Origin of the sequence: Butyrivibrio sp. XPD2002 (assembly GCF_000423945.1) — a bacterium.
In the GTDB taxonomy this organism is placed as follows: Bacteria; Bacillota; Clostridia; order Lachnospirales; family Lachnospiraceae; genus Butyrivibrio.
This window is the reverse complement of record NZ_KE384116.1, coordinates 45501-66266: the sequence shown is the minus strand read 5'-3', so window position 1 is coordinate 66266 and position 20766 is coordinate 45501. Positions and strand designations below refer to the sequence as shown.

The 20766-nt window shown below is 42.9% G+C and carries 18 protein-coding genes; 5 read left to right on the top strand and 13 right to left on the bottom strand.

Annotated features, from left to right (window positions below; genetic code table 11):
• Positions 1-543 precede the first annotated feature (543 nt).
• Both G587_RS0118915 and G587_RS0118910 read right to left on the bottom strand, forming a co-directional pair.
• Entirely contained in the window at positions 544-2274 is a 1731-nt protein-coding gene (locus tag G587_RS0118915) for an MATE family efflux transporter (protein ID WP_196812623.1), read from the bottom strand.
• A 31-nt stretch (positions 2275-2305) separates the two neighbouring features.
• The gene (locus G587_RS0118910; RefSeq protein WP_026493521.1) at positions 2306-2962 is read right to left on the bottom strand and encodes a hypothetical protein; all 657 of its coding nucleotides are present in this window, start codon (positions 2960-2962) and stop codon (positions 2306-2308) included.
• A gap of 232 nt (positions 2963-3194) precedes the next feature.
• On the opposite strand from G587_RS0118910, the gene G587_RS0118905 reads away from it, so the two are divergent.
• The 4 genes from G587_RS0118905 to G587_RS0118890 are packed head-to-tail and all read left to right on the top strand — an operon-like array spanning position 3195 to position 5808.
• On the top strand, positions 3195-3557 hold the full coding sequence (locus G587_RS0118905; RefSeq protein WP_330364545.1) for a GntR family transcriptional regulator: 363 nt from the start codon (positions 3195-3197) through the stop codon (positions 3555-3557).
• A gap of 1 nt (position 3558) precedes the next feature.
• Positions 3559-4470 (top strand): ATP-binding cassette domain-containing protein, encoded by a 912-nt coding sequence (locus tag G587_RS0118900; RefSeq protein WP_026493519.1) that lies wholly within the window; start codon positions 3559-3561, stop codon positions 4468-4470.
• A 17-nt stretch (positions 4471-4487) separates the two neighbouring features.
• Positions 4488-5147 carry a hypothetical protein gene (locus G587_RS0118895; RefSeq protein ID WP_026493518.1) on the top strand — a complete coding sequence of 220 codons (660 nt, stop codon included), beginning with the start codon at positions 4488-4490 and terminating at the stop codon, positions 5145-5147.
• Between the two features lies 1 nt (position 5148).
• The gene (locus G587_RS0118890) at positions 5149-5808 is read left to right on the top strand and encodes a hypothetical protein (protein ID WP_026493517.1); all 660 of its coding nucleotides are present in this window, start codon (positions 5149-5151) and stop codon (positions 5806-5808) included.
• 57 nt (positions 5809-5865) lie between these two features.
• Here the strand turns inward: G587_RS0118890 and G587_RS0118885 are convergent, their stop codons facing one another.
• The 10 genes from G587_RS0118885 to G587_RS0118840 form a co-directional block, all read right to left on the bottom strand.
• Positions 5866-8022, bottom strand: coding sequence for an ATP-dependent helicase (locus tag G587_RS0118885; RefSeq protein WP_026493516.1), 2157 nt, complete (start codon positions 8020-8022; stop codon positions 5866-5868).
• Positions 8023-8100: 78 nt separating this feature from the next.
• Positions 8101-9450 carry an MATE family efflux transporter gene (locus G587_RS0118880; protein WP_026493515.1) on the bottom strand — a complete coding sequence of 450 codons (1350 nt, stop codon included), beginning with the start codon at positions 9448-9450 and terminating at the stop codon, positions 8101-8103.
• Between the two features lie 10 nt (positions 9451-9460).
• Positions 9461-10276 carry a nitroreductase family protein gene (locus G587_RS0118875; protein ID WP_026493514.1) on the bottom strand — a complete coding sequence of 272 codons (816 nt, stop codon included), beginning with the start codon at positions 10274-10276 and terminating at the stop codon, positions 9461-9463.
• Positions 10277-10354: 78 nt separating this feature from the next.
• Positions 10355-11446 carry a radical SAM protein gene (locus tag G587_RS0118870; RefSeq protein WP_026493513.1) on the bottom strand — a complete coding sequence of 364 codons (1092 nt, stop codon included), beginning with the start codon at positions 11444-11446 and terminating at the stop codon, positions 10355-10357.
• 196 nt (positions 11447-11642) lie between these two features.
• On the bottom strand, positions 11643-12605 hold the full coding sequence (locus G587_RS23615; RefSeq protein WP_330364541.1) for a glycoside hydrolase family 5 protein: 963 nt from the start codon (positions 12603-12605) through the stop codon (positions 11643-11645).
• Between the two features lie 314 nt (positions 12606-12919).
• Complete coding sequence (locus tag G587_RS24770) at positions 12920-14236, bottom strand: IS4 family transposase (protein ID WP_026493512.1); 1317 nt, start codon at positions 14234-14236, stop codon at positions 12920-12922.
• A gap of 252 nt (positions 14237-14488) precedes the next feature.
• Positions 14489-16090, bottom strand: a complete 1602-nt coding sequence (locus tag G587_RS0118855) for a hypothetical protein (protein WP_026493511.1) — start codon at positions 16088-16090, stop codon at positions 14489-14491.
• Between the two features lie 72 nt (positions 16091-16162).
• Positions 16163-16555 carry a C-GCAxxG-C-C family protein gene (locus G587_RS0118850; protein WP_026493510.1) on the bottom strand — a complete coding sequence of 131 codons (393 nt, stop codon included), beginning with the start codon at positions 16553-16555 and terminating at the stop codon, positions 16163-16165.
• 102 nt (positions 16556-16657) lie between these two features.
• Positions 16658-17251, bottom strand: a complete 594-nt coding sequence (locus G587_RS0118845) for a 4Fe-4S binding protein (protein WP_026493509.1) — start codon at positions 17249-17251, stop codon at positions 16658-16660.
• A 26-nt stretch (positions 17252-17277) separates the two neighbouring features.
• Positions 17278-17475, bottom strand: a complete 198-nt coding sequence (locus G587_RS0118840; RefSeq protein WP_026493508.1) for a 4Fe-4S binding protein — start codon at positions 17473-17475, stop codon at positions 17278-17280.
• Between the two features lie 121 nt (positions 17476-17596).
• On the opposite strand from G587_RS0118840, the gene G587_RS0118835 reads away from it, so the two are divergent.
• Entirely contained in the window at positions 17597-17941 is a 345-nt protein-coding gene (locus G587_RS0118835) for a winged helix-turn-helix transcriptional regulator (RefSeq protein WP_026493507.1), read from the top strand.
• 1 nt (position 17942) lies between these two features.
• Here G587_RS0118835 and pulA read toward each other — a convergent pair whose 3' ends face one another.
• Positions 17943-20678 (bottom strand): type I pullulanase, encoded by a 2736-nt coding sequence (pulA, locus tag G587_RS0118830; protein ID WP_026493506.1) that lies wholly within the window; start codon positions 20676-20678, stop codon positions 17943-17945.
• Positions 20679-20766 lie beyond the last annotated feature (88 nt).

Below are 20766 nucleotides of genomic sequence, written 5' to 3'. Positions count from 1 at the left end.
CTGTCCCGCGAAAATATCGCGTAGTTTTTGACTACCATTCTGGTTTTATTACGTGTTTTCTCTATGCTAAGGCAAATGTCACGTAACTTATGCTTCAATGTAGCGTTTTTCTACGTGTCATTTTCTTGTGCAGCAGAATATCACGTAATTTTAGCATCAATGTAACGATTTCATACGCGTCATTTTCATGTTCAGCGTCAAACGTCACGTAGTTTTAGCATTCCTGCTGTTTTTATTACGTGCTTTTTCTATACTCTGGTAAATATCACGTAGTTTTCGGCCAACATGCCGCTTTTTCTACGTGCTTTCTCTATACTCTGGCAAATATCACGTAGTTTTACGCATTCCATGCTTTTTACTACGTGTTGTATCAACATTTCATTCAAATGTCGCGGTCTCCAAGGGGAACCTACTCCCACTAGTCTCCAGCGGAACCCGCTCCCACTAGTCTCCAGAGGAACCCGGTTCCACTAGCCCTATAGAAGCCCCATAGTAGCCCCATCGTTCTCTATAGAAGGTCCATAATCCCGTTACTACCATACACTACTGTTCCATCCTGACATTTATGATCAGACTATTCATCTGAAGGACCGACAAATACTTAACATCCTTAGTAAGTCCCATTACCATTCTTATTCCGATATTCTTCATCTTATCAGTGGATTCATGCATCTCCAGCCAGTTAACAGGATTGAAGGCTCTGCAGTCATCCCGGAGTCTTATCATAAAGCCGTCATCCTCGCAGACAAGCCTGACGCCTGCGCTGTGTGCCTTGCCATCATCAAATCCGTGGTCGATTATGTTCTTGCCCATTTCCTCAACAAAGAGACCCAGCAAGTTTCCGGCGCGCTTGCTGGCGCCATTTTCCAGGCACATCCTGACTATGTTCTTTGAAGCTTCCATAACATCCTCATAGGAATTTATATCAGCTTCGAAAAACTTATCATCAGCTATATAGCAGTCCTTCGGAGGAGGAACAATTCCTTTTAAACTAAGAGGGAGCTTGTGACAAAGAATGCAAGACATGACAAGCACCGCTGCCATCGCCAAAAAGCCTGACAGAACAAATCCCCATTTGGAAGCATCTATCCCAACTAATTTAAACATAAGAAATACTCCGACCACCGGAAAAACTCCGTCCTGCAAAACTGTCATCGCGTATGATGTCTTAAAGCGTCCCGTTCCCTGACAAATTCCTATAGAAGCGCAGGACAAGGAAATAAGCACGATCTGAACCGCCTGGCTTTGGATGAAGCTTCTTGCAATATCCGATTCAGCTCCGCCACCCTTCAAAAAGACGCGGACCAGCACAGGGGCTCCAAGCCCTATAAGTGCCCCGGTTATCGTTAGTATCAGGATTGTTACCCTGAAATGATATGCGGTAATTTCCTCAAGCTGCTTCTTGTTTCTCTCACCATAAAACAGACTTGTCGCCATAGAACCGGCACCCATAATGCCTATGGCCACAGCCTCGGCGATGGCATATACCGACTGGGAAATGGAGAACGCAGTTACACAGGCCAGTGACCCTGCTGCCATGAAAATTGCATTTATACATATTTTCCTAAGGATAACGGAGCCCTGTCTGAACACATGATTCACACCGCTTTCGATTATATTTATTATCTCGTGAACATCGTATTGTCCGGGATGATAGACAAAGAGCTTATCTGGCCTCAGGAAATGAGTCAGCAAAACAGCAAGTGAAATATACTGGCTAAGCGTTGATGCCATTGCCATTCCAAACAGTCCGCCTTTAAAGATCAGTACATTTGCAAAATCAAAAACAGTATCAAAGATAAGCGCTGCCATCATTCCGATAACGACTCTTCTATAATCATTATCTGCCGCGAGAATATTCGACAAAAGATAAATAAGCCAGCTTGCGGGAAGAATGAAAGCGTATCCCTTAAGATAGCCGGTTATACTATCTATTAACAATGGATTATCCGCTGATGATGCCATGATTCCGGCAAAAGAACGTGCAAAAAAGAACATAAAAAATGAAAGCGACAATGACTGTACTATCGACAGGGTAGTTGCCGTGCTGAAAACTGTGTTGGCTCTTTTCATATCTACCATTCCCATGTACTTGATGCACACAAGTCCGGATCCAAAGCCAAGCATCATTCCGCACACAAGAAAAAGATTGGTAAGCGGACTCACCAATCCTGCCGCCGCAATAGCCTCTGCGCCAAGGTATTGCCCTATGACTATGGCATCGACCATCAGATGCAGAAACACTGCCAGGGTGGATACTATCATAGTCAGCATTAACTTGTGATACGCTTTTCTTATCTGCATGCTACACCATAAAAGAAATCATGAACCCCGAAACCACAAATAACCCAAGCGGGATAAGGAGATTATCAATTTTTCCTCCAATAAACTCCAACATCATAGAGATGACCGCAAGCAGGATCATAAAGCTGATCGGAATATTTGCATGCAGTATGTAGCACACGATCCATATTCCAATAAATGAGAACACAAGACAGGCTAATGATCCAAACAGCTTTTTTCCCTTTTTCAGGCGGATGTTGTATTTATTATCAATTTTCCCAAATATGGCCGCAAAGCCATCTCCTAATGCCAGTGCAAATGCTCCGATTCCGGCAGCCAACACCAGGTCCCTATTAAAAAGCGCAACCAGGTTCATCAATGCCAGGCTTATAGGATAATAGACCGTCCCATAGGAAACTTCCTGCTCTCTATATAGCCCGGGGATTAAGCGTTTTTTCAAAATAACATAATTAGCAATTGCAGATATGACAGGTATGATAACGGCATGTATCTGGTTGGCAAAAAGAGTCCCTAGAACCCATGAAACACACAGCATTATATGGATGAATTTTCGGGCGCCTTCATCTCCAAACAGCCTCAGTTTTCTTGCCACCAGGCTTAGTACAATAATAAGGCCGACATATCCAAAACACAAAAGATAACCTGTAACAGCATTCATATTACTTCAATTGCTCCTCCATGCTCTCCGCATCCTGATTCCACATTATCATAAATAAAATGCAGGAAATCCAAGTTAATAGAACTTTTAGAATACTTTAACGGATAATACCCTAATCGATTTTTCGTAAAAAAAGGTGTTGACGCCCGAATGTAAATACTGTATATATATCACATATACAGTTGATATATACACCTACTAATTTTTCTGTGAGGTCAATATGAAAATCTTAATGAATTCGGGTGTACCGATCTATCAGCAGATAGCTGATAACTTCCGCTCAGAAATACTGGAAGGCAAATTTGAACAGGGTGAATACCTTCCCTCAATACGTGGACTGGCCAAGGAGCTTCGGATCAGTGTTATCACAACGATCAAGGCCTACGAACTTCTGGCACAGGAGGGACTTGTCACCGCAGTCCAGGGCAAGGGCTATTACGTGAACGCCCAGGACGGAGAGATGTTAAAGGAGCAGCATACACGCAAGGTTGAAGCCGCCCTTACTGAAGCTATCCGCTTTGCCAGGATCGCAAAGATGAGCGACAAAGAATTACAGGAAATGTTAACTACTTTACTAAGCTTCGAGGAGGAATGACATGAAAACACAGACAGTTATATCTTGTAAGAATATTGAAAAAAACTATAAGGATTTTAATCTCAAGATAGAAAGCCTTGATTTTCCCAAGGGATTTGCAACAGCTCTTATCGGTGAAAACGGCGCTGGTAAGACCACACTTTTAAACATGATCGCCGGCATCAACCTTGATCACAAGGGCGAGATCACATATTTTGACAAATACTCAGAAAGCGACAGAGAGTCTAACCCTGTTGTAAAAAACAGCATCGGCTACACAGGAACAGGCACCTACTTCCTTCCCCACTGGAACATGAAGCAGGCTAAGGAAGTTCAGTCACTTCTGTTTGATGATTTTGATGAAAACAAGTACGACTCCCTGTTAAAGGATCTTGCGGTAGGTAATGGCAATGTTTTTGAAAAGAACAAGAAGATAAGCAATCTTTCAGATGGAACAAGAACAAAGCTGATGCTTGCAGGCGTTCTTTCAAGAAAGACCAATCTCCTTCTCCTTGATGAGCCCGCATCACCCTTAGATCCCCTGATGAGAGAGACTCTATGCACCATGATCCGCGACTATATCGCATCTAACGAGGGCGAGAACTCCGTTATCTACTCAACACACAACATCGCCGATATGGAGAACGTCACAGACTACGCTGTAATAATCGAGAACGGCACTGTTGTTGAGCATGGCTTTGTGGAGGATCTCAAGGAAAAATATGTATATGTTAAGGGTGAAAAGAGCTGCGAGGAAGTTGCTAAAAAGTACCTCTTTGACATGACCTCCAACAGCTTTGGTTTCGAAGGTCTCTGCCTTTCAGATAACCTTGATAAGCTTGCGGGACTTGACATCACCACCGAGGTACCTACCCTGACCCAGCTTTCAGTAGGCATCATGCGCGCCAACACCAGACTCAGCTATTCAAAATAATCGGGGGAATATGACCTATGAAAAAAATCTTGAAAACCTACAGAACCTTTTGCCCTGACCTTCTTACACTTGCTACGCTTTTAGTGTGTCCGGTCGTAATATTCCTTATGAACATGGCTCTAGTATCAGAGATTGGATATCTTTCCCTGATATTTGCCTCTGTATGGATGCTGTATATTGACTATTTTGGTGATTACTTCGCCTATAATGGCGTACTGGCAAAAGACTATGAATACGGAATGCTTCGATGCTCACTGCAGGCAAAGGACCTTTTGAAAATCGGAGCAGTAACAGACCAGGTCAGAAGGCTTATACAGTTTACGCTTTCAATTGTTCCAACCATGCTGCTGGTGATGTCTACCGGAAAAGAAAACAACTTAAGAATTATCTTTATGTCACTCTCACTGATCTTTGGAATGTATGCTGCAAACACCGCATCATTACTGCTACTAAGAAAAGTGATTACCTATAATATTTATTTTTCACTGGGATGTTTTATAGTAACAGTCCTTGGCTGTGCTGTGGCATTTCTGGTAGGATTTTTGAGCTACTATTTAAGAATTATCAATCCGGCAGTACCACTTTTCGTATCACTTTTCATATCCTTACATATCACCAGATTTATGGTAAAGGCTATGCAAAATAATTACTACCGAAGCTTTAAGGAGGCTGATTAAAATGATGAACGACACAAAAAAGATGTTAAAGATGGCAAAATATACTCCGGGAATCAAGACACAGTTTTGTATGGTCTTAGTAATTTGGGCTGTTGGATTTCTATATGAATTCCTTCTTCCGGACGAATTTCTGCTTGGGTCAATGTATCTGCTCATGCCTGTTTCAGTGGTTTACCATGTAGCCTACATGGCAAACACCTCAGCACTTATGCAGTCATCAACGCTCAAGAAGCACTCCCAGACAGTGTTTCCCTATATATTTGTAGTTCCGTTTACACTTGTCGTTTTCTCTCTCATAGTCCTCCACCGCATAGCCCTTGCGAAAAACGGCACTTTTGAGACATCCTTTTCAGGCAATTACATAATCCTGTCAGCAATTCTGACAGCAGCCGATTTGATTTTTATATCACTCACCTATAAATACATGCTTACCTCAATTATATCGCTTGTTGCAATCATTATTGCTCTTATGCTTACAGGAACGAGACATTCCACAGTTCTGTTCGACAAGCTCGCAGGAGGCAGCATGAGCCATGCAATAGGCCTGAGCTACGTCCTTGTGATCTTTGGAATCATAACAGCCATAGTAATGTCATTCGCTCTATATAGAAAGGATCTATCAAAGACAATCTACAAGCAGCTTGGAAGAATTTCAAAATGATCATATCTACTTTGCGTAGGTATCTAAGGGGATCCTTTTCTGCTGTTGTGTAAATATCTATATCTTCCTCAGCTTCACCTTAAAGGAAATCTGCCTTGTTGTCTCCATACCGTCGAACTGAATGAGGTAGCTTTGCTCCTCCGTGTTTAGCTCCAGGATTGTTCCCTGACCAAGAATTGCATGCTCCACCCGCTGTCCGGGCTCTAGCAGGTTAAGCTTCTCTGCTCCCTTTAAGTGTCTGGAGTCATTGTCGATATATTTTCTTACTGCTGTCAGCATCGCATCATCCGGCTTCTCGGTAAATTCTAACAGGTTCTGGTCGATGTCCAGAATGAATCTTGAAGGATACCTGGGTATTCCCTCAAAATTCATTCCCCCGGCCTCTGATATGAATAGTCTCTTTTTCGCTCTTGTCATAGCTACAAAGGCCAGCCTTCGCTCCTCCTCCATCCCCTCCAGAGTATGGATTTTTCTTGAAGGAAAAATACCCTCGTTCATGCCACACAAAAATACGTAGGGGAATTCCAATCCCTTTGCAGCATGTACTGTCATGAGGCGGACCTTGTCCTCCTGCCCCGCATCAGAGTCAGCATTGGTGAAAAGCGCCACGTGCTTAAGATAATCTTCCAGACCAACCTCCTCACCGCAGGTGGTTTCGTACTCAAACACTGACTGCTTAAGCTCTGCAAGATTATCAAGTCTCTCCTGCGCGCCCTCAGTCCTCAGCATCTCTTCATAGCCACTCTCATTTAGTATCTTTGACAAAACCTCTGAAACCGGCAGCCCTTCATAGCTGTCAGCAAATCTCTCGATAAGGTCAATAAATTTTCCTGCCTTGGTGCCACGCATTATATCGTTATCAAGATTCTCGTGGAGCGCCTTATAAAGTGAGCACTTATTTTCCGCTGCGTACTGCTCCAGAAAACTCATGCGGCGTTTTCCCAGATTCCTCTTGGGCACATTGGCGATTCTTCTAAATGAAATGTCATCCCTGTAAACAATCATTCGCAGATAACAAAGTGCGTCCTTTATTTCCATCCGTCCAAAAAACTGGACACCAGAATAGATCGTATAAGGAATCTTTTCCTTTAAAAGTCCCTCTTCTATTGTCCTGGTGACATAGTGGGCACGATAAAGAATTGTCATGTCGCGGTAGGGAATGCCCATCCCCTTCATGGCCAGAATCTCTCCAGTTATCCAGTCCGCCTCCTCGGCAGTATTAGGAGCCAGATGACAGAGGACGCTCTCTCCCGAAGGAAGTGTAGGCGTAAGCTCCTTTTTGATTCTCTGGGTATTTTTATCAATCAGTGAATTAACTGCCCCAAGGATCTGCGGAGTTGAACGATAATTATCATTCATCATGATTGTCTTTACATCAGGGAAGTTTTTATCAAAATCCAAGAGGTACTTCACGTTTGCACCGCGCCAGGTGTAGATGGTCTGATCCGGGTCGCCTACTATAAAAAGATTCTTATGGTAGCCTGAGAGAACCTCCATCAGCTCATACTGAAGGCTGTCGATATCCTGAAACTCGTCGATCATTATGTACTCAAGACGTTTTTGCCACTTGAGCTTGATATCTTCATTTTGTGAAAAGATGTAAAGCGAGAATTTTATAAGATCATTGTAATCAAGTCCAAAGCACTTCTTTTCCTGATAGAGATAGCCATAGAACAGTATGTCCTCCGCAGTAGTTGCACTGTCGTATTTTTCCTTAAGAGTCTCAAGGGACATGGTGATCATATCAAGATAATATTCCGGTTCCTTGAAAATCTTGCGTATCTCAAACATATCCCTGGCGGCACTGAAGGTCATGTCGCGGAGGGAAAGTCCACGCTCCTCATATATGATTTTCAACATATCATCGATATCGGAATTATCAAGAACGAGAAAGCTCTTGGGATAGGAAACCGCGTGAGAATCCTCCTGTAACACAGAGACGCAGAATCCATGAAAAGTGTTGATGTATCCTGTGTCGTTGTCTCCGGTGAGGCGGTGAATACGCTGCCTCATTTCATTGGCAGATTTGTTAGTGAAGGTGACGCAGAGAATGTGCCCCGGCATGATTCCAAGACCGTTTACAAGATAAGCAAAGCGGTGCGACAAAGCCCTTGTCTTACCGCTTCCGGCACCCGCTATAACACGTACGTAGCCTTCGGTTGAAGTAACCGCCTCCCGCTGCGCTTCATTTAAACAATCAAGAATTTCCTGCATGATGTATCCCCGCTTTTATTACTTAATATATACCATTCTAGCAAACATGCGTTCGATATGCAACGGGCATATTTATTTTCAGCTAAGACGCGCAAATTCCTTGCGTCTCACGATCAGATACACCGAAATCGTGGCGATTCCAGTTATCACCCATGAAAGGGGATAAACTCTGAAAAGCTCCTCAAAGGTGTGGTGAGTCGGAATATATGTAAAGACATAGATAAGTCTGAATACGCAGGTTCCGAAAATAGAAATAAGTGTGGGTGTCAGCGAATGGTTCATACCGCGAAGGCAGCCACCGCTTATCTCATAGCTTCCAATAAGGAAGTGGAATAAAAAGGCATTCATGATTCTCTTCATTGCGAACTCGATAATAGCAGGCTCTGTTGTAAAGATACTGATCGCCTGGTATCTGAAGGTCACAAAAAGGAACACAACCAGCGCCGAAGCACCGATACCACAGGCCATACATATCCTGAAAACTCTTTTGCATCTGTCAAATTTCTTAGCGCCATAATTCTGGCTGGTGAAGGTTACGGCAGACTGCGCGAAGGCACTCATCGCACAGTAGGATATGAAATCAAAATTGGCAGCGGCCGTTGAACCCGCGATGGCATCTGAACCAAAGCTGTTTACAGTCGACTGGATAACCACGTTGGATAATGAAAAGACAACGCCCTGAAGTCCTGCAGGAAGGCCTATCTGCATCATGCGGATAAGGTATTGCTTCTTGATACTGAGTTTTCTGAGGTCAAGTCTGAAGGTCTCTTCCTCATTAAATAAAATATACAGAATATATCCGGCGCCAAAAAGGTTAGATAAAACTGTTGCAAGCGCAACACCAATTACATGCAGATGGAAAACAACTACAAATATCAAATTCAGAATAACGTTGATCACACCTGATATCAGCATCGCATAAAGGGGTCTCTTGGAATCCCCCTTACTTCTCAGGACTGCAGAGCCGTAGTTGTAGACCATGATCGCAGGCATCGCAAAGAAATAAATCCTGAGGTATAGCTTTGCCAGACCAAGGACATTGGATGGTGCTCCCATCATGACAAGAATCGGCCCCGATAAAAAGAAACCGATCAAAATAATCGCGCATCCCGCCAAAAGGGATACCGCAATTACAGTGTGAACGGTTTCGTTTATCTCATTCTTTTTTCCGCCTCCGATCTGCATCGCGATAAGGGCGTTGGCACCGATGGACAGACCGATGAAGAAGCTTATTATCAGTGAAATAACCGATGAATTACTTCCCACCGCTGCCATAGCCTCAGGAGATGCAAATCTTCCCACAACAGCAAGATCAGCAGCGTTAAATAGCTGCTGAGAAATGCTGGATATTGCAAGCGGAATTGCAAATAATACTATTTTGTCTATAAGACTGCCGTTAAGCATGTCATAATTTTTTGAATTAGCCATTAGATTACTTTTACCACCTATAAGTTGCAACGTAATCGACATCTGAAGGCGCTTTAATTCCGGGATCCTTTACTTCAAGAGTGGCCGTCTTCCCGCTGGCCGCAAGTTCCTTCTCGAAGTGGTACATTCCAATGCCCACATCGATCTTCTGAAGGTCATAGTCAGGTGTTGTAAAGCCCTTGTCATGTCTCTCATAAAAATGTGCTTCGTTTCCATTAATTATAACACGCCAGGGCTGTTTGTTAACTGCTGATGGTGCAACCCTGAGACACTCAAGTGCATCCTTAAGTCCCAGGGACTCTGCCTTAGCCTCTGTCAGAGGAGTATTGAAATCTTCTTCAAAAAACAGCTCTTCAAATTTCTTTCTGCTGTCAGCCTTAACTCCCTTTCTCATGAGAGTTTCCTTAATTGACATCTTGTCTGCAGGCTTTCCAAGAGGGCTCATGCAGGGCATAAGATCATTCGCTGCAAGTCCTGTGGCCTCCTCGAATTTCTCTCTGGGCATTGTTCCGCCGATCCAGACAGTTCCAAGTCCCATCTCATGCGCATGCATTAAAAGTGCTTCAAAAGCGTAGCCGTAAGCCTCCTCCGCGTGCTCTGTCTTTTTCACAACAGCGCTCACATAGGTCTTCTCACCTGAGAGCACAGGGCTTGAAAGATCGTTCTCATCCTTATCAAGGAACACGAATCTGACAGGCACTCCGTAGGGATTGGTGATACTGTCAGCAAACTGCTTAAGCTCATTTATAACGGAATCATCAAGTCTGTTTTTATCAAAAGTTCTTACACTTCTTCTGCTTTTAGAAAGCTCTAAAAAGTTGCTCATTTTTCATCCTCCAAAACTTTATTGCCCCTCAACTATCAAGTTTACATCTTCTATATTCAGGAAGATACTCATTTTTTGTCATGCATTTAGCAATTCTTCGACCTGCTGTCTCTTTTCATAAAGAACGCATCCACCCTTGTGATCGTCGAGAAGAACTCCCTCGTCCTGAAGGCTGTGGAACAGCTTGGACTTCATGGCATCCCTGAGTGAAGTCTCCTTCACATTGATGTCTGAGTAGGGTGAGAACGGGCAGGGCTCTGCGCCACCATGGGAATTAATATGGAAAAATCCTCTGCCTGCTGCAATGCATCCGCCGGAATTTTTCTCATCGCCGGGGAAGGATACGAAAACCATTTCCTCATGCTCTTTTCTAAGACGCATGATCTCAGCCTTAAGATATTCTCTGTCCTCTTCGCCGGGAGCCAGGTACTCTGAATCCTCTGTCACGGGCACGAACTCAACAAAGATCACTGCCTTGCAGCCTTTTTCAGACAGCATGTTTATGAAGCGCTCGGAAGATACTTCCTTGATATTCTCAGTTGTCACAGTTACGGAAGCTCCGAAGATTATGCCTCTTTCCTTAAGCTCATCCATGTTGGAAACAAGCTTGTCGTAGACACCCTCTCCGCGTCTTTTATCAGTTGCCTCCTTCTCGCCCTCGATACTCATGATAGGGATCAGGTTACGGCACTTGTCGAACTCATCGAAATACTTCTCAGTCATATAGGTTCCGTTTGTGAAAATCGGAAACAGTATATTCTGCTTTTTTCCCGCAGCCTCGATGACACCCTTTCTAAGAAGGGGCTCGCCACCTGCAAGAAGAATGAAGCTGACTCCGAGGTCATCGGCCTCCTCAAACACATTGCTCCAGTCCTGATCAGTAAGCTGATCCACGGGCTCTGCATCCTCTGTTGCGTTGTTACATCTTGAGTAACAGCCTGCGCAGTGAAGGTTACAGCTGCTGGTGATACTTGCTATCAAAAACGGAGGAATATGCTCTCCTTCTGCCTCGCTCTTTGCTCTCTTTTTGGAAGAAGCCTTGCTGGCCATTGCAAACTTTGCCATGTAGGCGCTCTCCTTGGGGTTCTTTAATGTAGCTCTTATTGCGTCAGCTACAACGCGCTCTACACCCCTTGTCATATACTTCTGAATATCAAATACTTCTGCCATGTCAAATACCTCTTAATAAAAAAACAAATCTTACATGCGCAGTTATTATATCAGATTTAAATATTTATTGCAATTAAATTGTTAGCAATCGTTAATCTGACTGTTTTTCTACTAAATATAATAATCCATTCACAAAAAATAGAAGAGAGGCTGAAAACGCATCCTCAGCCTCTCCTCATTTTTGGGTGTATGAAGTTTAGTTGTAGAAATCTGTTACTGTCTCGCCGTTGTCGCCGAGCGGAATCTCATGATCAAGACCAACGAACTTACCTGTGCTGTCATCAGCCCAAAGGGTCTTTTTCATCATGTTATATTTTGCATCGTCCCATGTTGCCCAGTCGTCCTTAAGAAGTCCGCCTATATCGCCTGAGTTGGGGTTGATGCACCAGAAGGTGTGATTGATGTGGTTCTTTGCGATAAACTCTGACATGAGATTTAAGTACTTCTCATTGTCACCGCCATCCATGAATCCGCCCCACTCACCGATAAGGAGAGGTGCGATATTTTCATCCTGGATATAGAACCAGCTGTCATACCATACATCGTCAAGCAGTGTCTGCTCCGTGAAGTCCTTGTCGAACCATGTCTGCTTATAAACAAGCGGACCATAGTCGTGAGGAGAATAAACGAGCTGACTCTGGTGACTTCCAAGGTCTACAGGATATTTACCGGCATTTCTGAGGTTTCCGCCCCACCAGCCGCCGTAGTACTTCAGCTCATCCTCTGAAGCATTGGGATCCTGTGTGCCTGAGTTGTAATCGTAACCATCTCTGGGAGTCTCCTCGATACCTTCTACCATAATAAGGAGGTTCGGGTTAACATCGAGAATAGCCTGTCCGCAGATGCTTGCTGCGTACTGCCAGTTGTTCTCATCTGTTGAATCATCCCATTTTGCTGCGTTTGAATCAGCCTGAGAATATTTTCCGTGAGGCTCATTCTTAAGGTCACAAGCGATGATAGTATCATCATCCTTGTACTCATTTACAAACCATGTCCAACCGTCGATCCAGTCCTGAGTTGTGAAGCCCTTAGGACCGTACCATACGTTGTAGTTGTGTCCTGAGTTGTTGGCATCCGCACTGTGGCAGTCCATCATAACCTTGATACCGTTGTCCTTACACATCTGAAGGAAAACATCGAAGATTTCTCTGGTATCCATGTCGGATCCGTCTTCTCTCTTAAGCTCTTTGTTAGAGTTTGTGTTGATATTAACCTTGATCTTCTCTCCTGCCTCCTTGAAATAAAGACTTTTACCTTTATTTCAAGATTGCGCCGCCAAGGCGCAATTTCCTATTAAATGAAAAAAATGCGGAACCGCTAATTCCCAATGTCATTAAGTTAGCATTGTAACATGAGGGAAAAGTTATAAAGAGGATGTTGGAATTGTTCCAGCATCCTCTTTTTCCATGGTTATTTACACAACAAATAGACGAATGGAAATCCGCCTGCTGAGCACGTGTAAAATCTATAGCTTTATGCTACTCTATATAGGAAACCTCTGAAGATTCTTGCAGACTGGTATCTATCTCGATGCCGATCTGGTCTAATGGGTACAAGATTTCTTGATATAATGGTTTCCAAATCAGGTGGCGATGTAATACCGCGGTAAAATTTTCTGCACATGTGAGCTGCAACCGAGAAGTTAGCTCTGTATATATATTTTCTTTGCTTTTTCTTAATGACTACGTGCGAGGTAATCATTTCTGCAAAGTTATACATTGTAAGATGTGCATAGATTTCTTGCTGTATGCATTCCACCTTTTTTGAATGAAAATCAAGCATTCCCATGGTGTATTTCAAATCCCTGAAAGATGTTTCAATTCCCCATCTTGAAGCATAGAGTTTCTTTATTTCCCCAGGAGGATATTTTTCGGAAGGAAGATTGGTTATGATTGTTTCGTAGGAATCTTCCGACAGAGGAAATCTCACGATTCTGAATGATAGCTTGTAAAAACTTGTCGGTTCCGATTTCCTGTTTTTTATTGGGAGATAATCAAAAACTCTAGTTGTAGATATAAGCTTATAGTGATTTTTATCTTTTAATAGTTCCTTAACCTCATTTGTCTGTTTTCTAGTTAGATTCAATTCAATATTCACATCATAGGAACTGGCATCTGGTAATATTAACCCTTGTTTTATACCGGTGGGGCCATCTTTTATTCTGAAAAGAAAGTACCATCCTTTTTCCTGGATGTGCGAAAGATTGTTGTAACTCTCATATCCCCTATCTGCCATCAAGAGAGCATTATGTAATGGCGATCTGTCTACCATCTCTGTAAGAGCCACATCCTCATTTTCAAATTTTGCTTTTTGTATAACCGCATCCAGATAAAGTTGATGTTTAATGTCATATAGGGCGTTTAAATGAACCATGTTGTATGGCTTCTGCCCATTTGTCCCAGGAAAAAACGAATCAGCATCGGTAGGGTCTGTTGGAATCTGAATCTTTGATCCATCGACCGCCAAAATAGGTAAATCAGCCTTGAAAGAATCAAAAAGTTTCTTTGAAAAGAGGCGGAATACAGTCTCAAAAGCCTCAACAGATACCTTACACCGTTGCTGACAAAATGCTGATGATGTCGGCGTTTCTGAACTGTCGTTAAAGAAATCCACCAATTCATTTGTGAGACTCCCACTTCCCATGCCAATAATTCCAGCAATAATTTTTTCCATAGTTAGCTTCCTTTTTCTTGAAAAGTTCTTCTCGGAATCGACACAGAATGACTTGGCATTAGCTGAAACTAGCTTTATTTGTGCAACCAATAGATTCTTTACTTGTTTTGGGTTCATGTGCACCTCCTTGAAATTGAGAATTATGCTTACAATTTCAAGGGCCGCTTTCGCTACCTCTAAATATAATCAGTAGCGAAAGCGGCCGCACTTTTCAGCCCTACTGTCAACTGTTTTTTCAGAAAAAAAGACCCCTATACCATTTCTGGTATAAGAGTCTTATTGTCGTCGCCCTTAACTTAATGACATTGCGCTAATTCCGGTCCGCATTCTTAGTTAATACTTTATTTCCTGATATTCTTTTAATTTCTATTAAGCTGATACGTTTTCCTGTTGCGCGTCCTTTGTGTATACTATTTCATTATTTATGCTCACATCAAACCCTGGATCAATATCATTCATTATTCCGCTAATATACTCGACCATAGAATTGCAGCAATCCTCATCTGCCAAAGTTTTCATTCTAATAGTCCCATCTGATATTCCAAATCGGTAATAACTATCATCTCTTATAATCGAATAAAATTGGTTGCATTTACCTATTTCATTTTCATCTTCTAAGCAGCGAATAATATCCGTAAAATCAAACTCAGAATCCGAAACAGTAAATACAATATCATTTACCTCAAGTTCTGAGAAAGATTCTTTAATGCATTTTATATCATCCAGCCATACTTTATAGTTATTAAAGTTGCCATTTCCGGTTTTGTACTCTATCAAACACCTAAGCACAAACTCATTTAGTTTTCCAAAAACATCATCAGCAACCGACACTTCATTACAAAAGATCATTAAAATAAGCTTTATATCTCCGATGTACCTATACACCTTATTATAGTCTATAGTACCTGTTAAATATTCCTTATTTGAAGCATACATTGAATATACATAAAGTACTTTCAGCTCATCCAGCTTTTCGCTTATACACAGAGCAAGATTATTTAATATATCTCTATCAAATTCACATGTCTCTTCTCTACAATATTGGCTTAATATGTCCCAATATTCATTAGCTTTGCTCTTGATAAATATATATTTGAAGAACCTTTGTATATTTTTTTTGCCATGCTTCCAAGCTGATAACTCACTAGCTACCTGATTCGGTCTTCCAGCATATACATACTTGGTAGGTATTTCTGTAAGCTTATAAACATCAGTAATTATTGATAAAAAGCTTTGTTTTTTATGATCCCCATCAACAAACTTTCGTTCCAGGGCATCTGTTCTTTCCAAAACCCTTTCAAAAAAATAACAGGTTATCTCCGCAACATAATTTCCAGTATTAAATTCAGCGTTCATGCTCTGGTCCAACATCCAATTGAAAATGTCTTTTTTATCATCTTCAACAAATGTAGCATATACATACATTTTATTTTCAAATTTATCTTTTACGTCAGATAAGGAATAGTGAAACATATCCTCCATATCATTTTTCCATTGCTCAACTGTCCCATCTATCACAAGATAATTCATCGCATATGTAATGAAATTCCATAAATCTTCAACAGAACTTTCATCAATCGGCCTGGACTTTCCATGTGCGCATACATTCCTCTTGTTACGATGTTGATCAAGCTCATTTCTGATATCATCTGGTACATTAAAAATATTATTATCTTTTCTAGTTATTTCGTTGCGCACACTTTCTTCCCATGTTACTGGATTATTAACATCATTAACTATCCTATTCCATACTTTAGTTGCCCCGGTTACATTGCCCTTAGTCTGAGCAATACAGGCTGTCGGTACGCCTTTATACTTAATCATCTGATTCGCTATGTTTTTTAAAAATGTTACATACGAAAATAAATATGCTGCCTTATATGCCTGAATTCTATAACACTTTAACGCTTCATCAAATTCTTCTTCCAAATTTCTTTCAGCCAGCCAATTAACAAAACTTTTCTCTGTCATAAAACACCCCCCGATTATTTGTTTTCCCCCACAAATAAACATTATACTACTAAATACCATCCAATTTGATCTTTATTTAAGTCCCATAACTTCACCATAAACCAGCACCGCATTCCTTACGCATTCCTCGCAGGGGCACAGCGGCTTACCATCAGTAACCGCCTTAAGATCACGGCACTTAATTGCTCCGCACCTTTTAGCAAACTCTTCCTGGATCTGCTTTGTCTTTCCAAGTGTGCCCTGACCTTCAGTTTTGAGACCTGCGATCATGCCAGCGCCGATAAGTGCTCCGCAGGTTGCTTCCATGTTGCCCATTCCTGCGCAAAAGCCTGCAGAAATCTGTCTGAGCTGCTCTTCTGATAAGCCTGTCTCATCGGCAAGCGCAACAGTAACGGACTGCGCACAGTTATACCTTCCTGAAGTTTTTAATTCTACTGCCTTCTGAGCTCTTTCTTCTAAAGTCATAATTCTCCATTCCTTTTCAATAATAATTTACTTTTTATGAATAAAATATATTCGTTATATCAATAACTATCCTACAGGATAGCATTTTCCCAAACAACAAAATCAGTTCTTGCCACTCTTATTTTTCAACTTACAAATTCCCTGAGTCATAGTTCCCATGGGGCAGAATGAGCACCAGGTTCTTTCCTTATAGAGCACCATCACAATAAGTCCGATGAGTGTTGATGTCAGCATGAGGCTGTAGAAGCCAAATCCAAACTGAGCCACCCAGTCCGGGAACACACTTCCATTATACGCCCAATGCCACGGTACTTTAAATGTCCAGAAGAGCTTGATCGCTTTTTTCAGTGAGCCCGCACCTGAGAACACAAGGTAGGTCTGGAAAACCATTGTCCCAAACATTGTCAGGAAGAATGCAAGGAAGCCGTATCTGAACCACTTTGATGAGAGCCACCTTGGTGCCTGCTTTTTCCTGGAGCATTTCAGATTCCTTCCGAGAACCCAGAAAAGCTGCCCTCTTCCACACATGTGATTGCAGAACCACTTGTTTCCACCCACGATTGCAAAAATCAGGGGAAGTATGAAATCGATCATTCCCAGCCACGCGAACAGGATGTTAAAAAATCCCAGCGCAAAATATACAATTGACCATATCCAAAGATAGTCATACCAATGCTTTTTCTTATTTGATGCCATTTTTTAAACTCCATTTCCATCAAGGCTCAGCGGCCGACTCCATCATCAGTTACCCTTATCGAACCTGCCGGGCACGCCTTTTCACATATTCCACAGCCGACGCATTTCGCTACATCGACCACAGCATAGCAGCCCTTGTAGATGTCTATCGCCTCCCGTGGGCACTGAAGGGCACAAACTCCGCAGGCAACGCATCTGTCTATATCATTAGCTGCCTTTCTCATATTGGAAAATCTCCTTCCTAAAATTCTTACTTGTTATTTTCTGCCGACACCATTATTATAGTTGGTATAAAAAATGTATCAAGTACGCAGTTCATATATACCTAGTAAGGAAAACTATACCATGAGTAAAATAGCGAAAAAAGAACCATTATGTGAAGACATCGCCGGAAAGGGCTGTGGATTAAAGAAGGTCATCGACATCGTCGGTGGCAAGTGGAAGATCATGATCCTCTGTGTGATTGATTATAACGAAGTTGTCCGATACGGAGAGCTGACCCGCGCAGTTCACGGCATAACCAACACCATGCTGGCGAATTCATTAAAAGAGCTTGAGGCAGACGGCCTCGTTGAGAGAAAACAGTATGACGAGATGCCCGTAAGAGTCGAGTACAATCTCACTGAAAAAGCAAAAAGCCTCATCCCCATTCTTTTGGAATTAAAAAAATGGGGTGAGGACAATCTGTAATTTATTGCTTCTTCTTTTTTCTAGAAAGAGTAAATGCCAGGAGTGCAGCTGCACCTGCCGCAGAAGCAGCAACCACGCCGCCGATAACGCCCTTGTTTGCTCCGTTTGCAGAAGCCTTGGAAGCTATGCTATCGCCCTTTGTCAGGATAACCGCTGATACAGGCGCGATAGTTATGGTTCCGCTTGCAGTGCCAAGAGACTCGGTTCCCGCCTGGATGCCCTTTGCGCAGATGCTCCAGTTACCCTCAGGAAGCTGAACGCTGGCCTCTGTCTCATTGGGATTAAAAGCGAGGAAAATGTTCTCTGCCTCCTCACCGGCAACGCCCTTGTCAGTATTATCAAGGTTAAAGGCAACCACGTTTTTATCAAGTCCTTCAACCGCAGTTACTCTCTTTTCAACCTCATCAGTTGTTGAAAGTCTAAGAAGTCCATGCGCTTTTCTAAATGAAATGAGTCCCTTGTAAAAATCGAGATTTGCTTTGTATTCAGGATCATCAAGAGTATACCATTTTAAGCAGTTCACCGCATCTCCGGAGCTGAAGCTGTTGGAATCATAGGTTCCGTCTTCCTTCTCCTTGGTCCTGAGAATCTCTTCACCTGCCTGCATGAAGGGTATTCCCTCAGAAGTCAGATAATAAGCAGCTGCAAGGTTACTCATCTTGATTCTTGTATCTCTGTCAACGTCCTCTCGCGCGGTAGCAATCCTGTCGAAAAGAGTGTTGTTGTCGTGACATGACGCGTACTGCACGATCTGTGTGGGGTTCTTACTCCACACCTCTTCTGCCTTGAAGGATGCGATCATGTTCTGCTCTTTTCCTGTGGCACCAGATGCCCATCCGGTCTCGTCTGTGCTGAACACACTTCCCTTAAGTCCGTCACGGATATTGTCATTAAAATATGCAAAGCCGGGAGTCTTCTCGGAAGCCCTCTGTGTCGCAAGAGTCACATTTTCCTTGGTAACCTTGGTGTCCATGCTCCAGCCTTCACCGTAGAAGATAACATCGGGATGAGTCTTGTGAACCTCAGTCATGATCTCGTTAATGGTATCAACATCAAGAAGTCCCACCAGGTCAAATCTGAAGCCGTCGATGTGATACTCATCAGCCCAGTAGCGAACTGAATCCACAATATATTTTCTTACCATAGAACGCTCGGAAGCTGTGTCATTACCGCATCCTGAGCCATTTGAATAAGTTCCGTCATCACTGATTCTTGAAAAATATCCCGGAACTAATCTGTTTACACAGAAATCTTTTCCACTATAAACATGGTTATAAACAACGTCCATAACGATCGACAAACCATTGTCATGAAGGGCCTTCACCATCTGCTTAGCCTCAGCCACGCGAACCTCTCCGTTGTAAGGATCTGTTGAATATGAGCCCTCAGGCACGTTAAAGTTCACCGGATCGTAGCCCCAGTTGAACTGATCTGTGGACTTCGAATTTTCATCAACTGATCCGAAATCGTAGAAAGGAAGGATGTGTACGTGGGTTATTCCAAGGTCCTTCAGGTAGTCAATTCCTGTGGGCTGACCGCCTGCTGTCTTTGTTCCGGTCTTTGCAAATGCAGTGTATTTTCCTGCATCATCACCAAGCTCAGCCTCGTTAGCAACTGAAAAATCTCTCACGTGAAGCTCGTAGAGAATCGCATCATTGATGCTCTCGTCTGCATGAGGGTTCTTGTCCTCATCCCAGCCCTCAGGATTAGTAGCAGCAAGGTCAACAACCATCGCTCTCTTGCCGTTAACGCCTGTGGTTCTGGCATAGGGATCGCAGGCCTCCACGTTAAGTCCATCGAGAACCGCTGTGAAGGTGTAATAGGTTCCGGCGAGATCTCCGGGCACTTCCACAACCCATGTGCCGTTTACGTCAGCCTTCATCTCAACCTTTTCCCTGAGGTCTTCCTCCCAGCTCTTACCGCTCTCATACAGATTCAGGAAAACCTGCTCAGCAGTAGGCGCCCAGAGGCGGAAGGTTGTCTTGTCCTTTTCATAGACAGCTCCGAGATCGTCGCCCTCGTAGGTGTACTTGTCCTCGAACTCCTTAGTTGAATAAATTACAGGCATGTTCACAGGATACTCCTGCTCCTCAAATCCAACTCTGTAATTCCTTGTGGGGTCAAGCTCATCAGCGATTGTAAGGTCGTAATAGTACTCGCTGTCTGATGCCTTTTCCTTGAGGCTAACCTCTGTAACCTCAGTCTCGCCAAGTCTTCCAACGACATAGAAAGTCTTCTCCTGCTCAGCATCAAGCTCCCCTGTAAAAAGTAATGTTACTGTGTTTTTTCCGTCATAAATAGCGCTCTTTAATTTCGTTCCAGTCACAACATCATCTCCATATTCTTTCACTGCACCTTCCACGCCTGACTCAACATAGGCGTGTACTGTACCAGATACTACTTCTGAAATGTCTACAAATTGGTCAGCCTCTACGTCCTTATCCCATTCCTCAGTTCTAACGATGAAACCAACCTTGGTCGCTCCGGGCTGCACAGACATGGTCGCAACCATCTCGCCATCCTCTTCCTCAAAAGGATAACCTCCGCCTTCGCCGCCTTCAGTCCACAGCCATGCATCCCATTTCTTGTAGTCCCCATCTTCCCTGTGGTAATGAAGCTTAAACGTCACTCCCTCAGCCGCTCTCACTGTTACGGTCTTCCCCAAACCGGACAGCATGAGCGTAAGTGACATAACCAGGGCCATGACAAAAGTAGTACTTCTTTTTGCTCTGTTCACTTAGTAACCTCCCTTGTAGTAAAAAAATCGATTCAGAAAACGTTTTCCATTAGGCGTATTCTACTACATTAGATTTACGGAGTAAAGG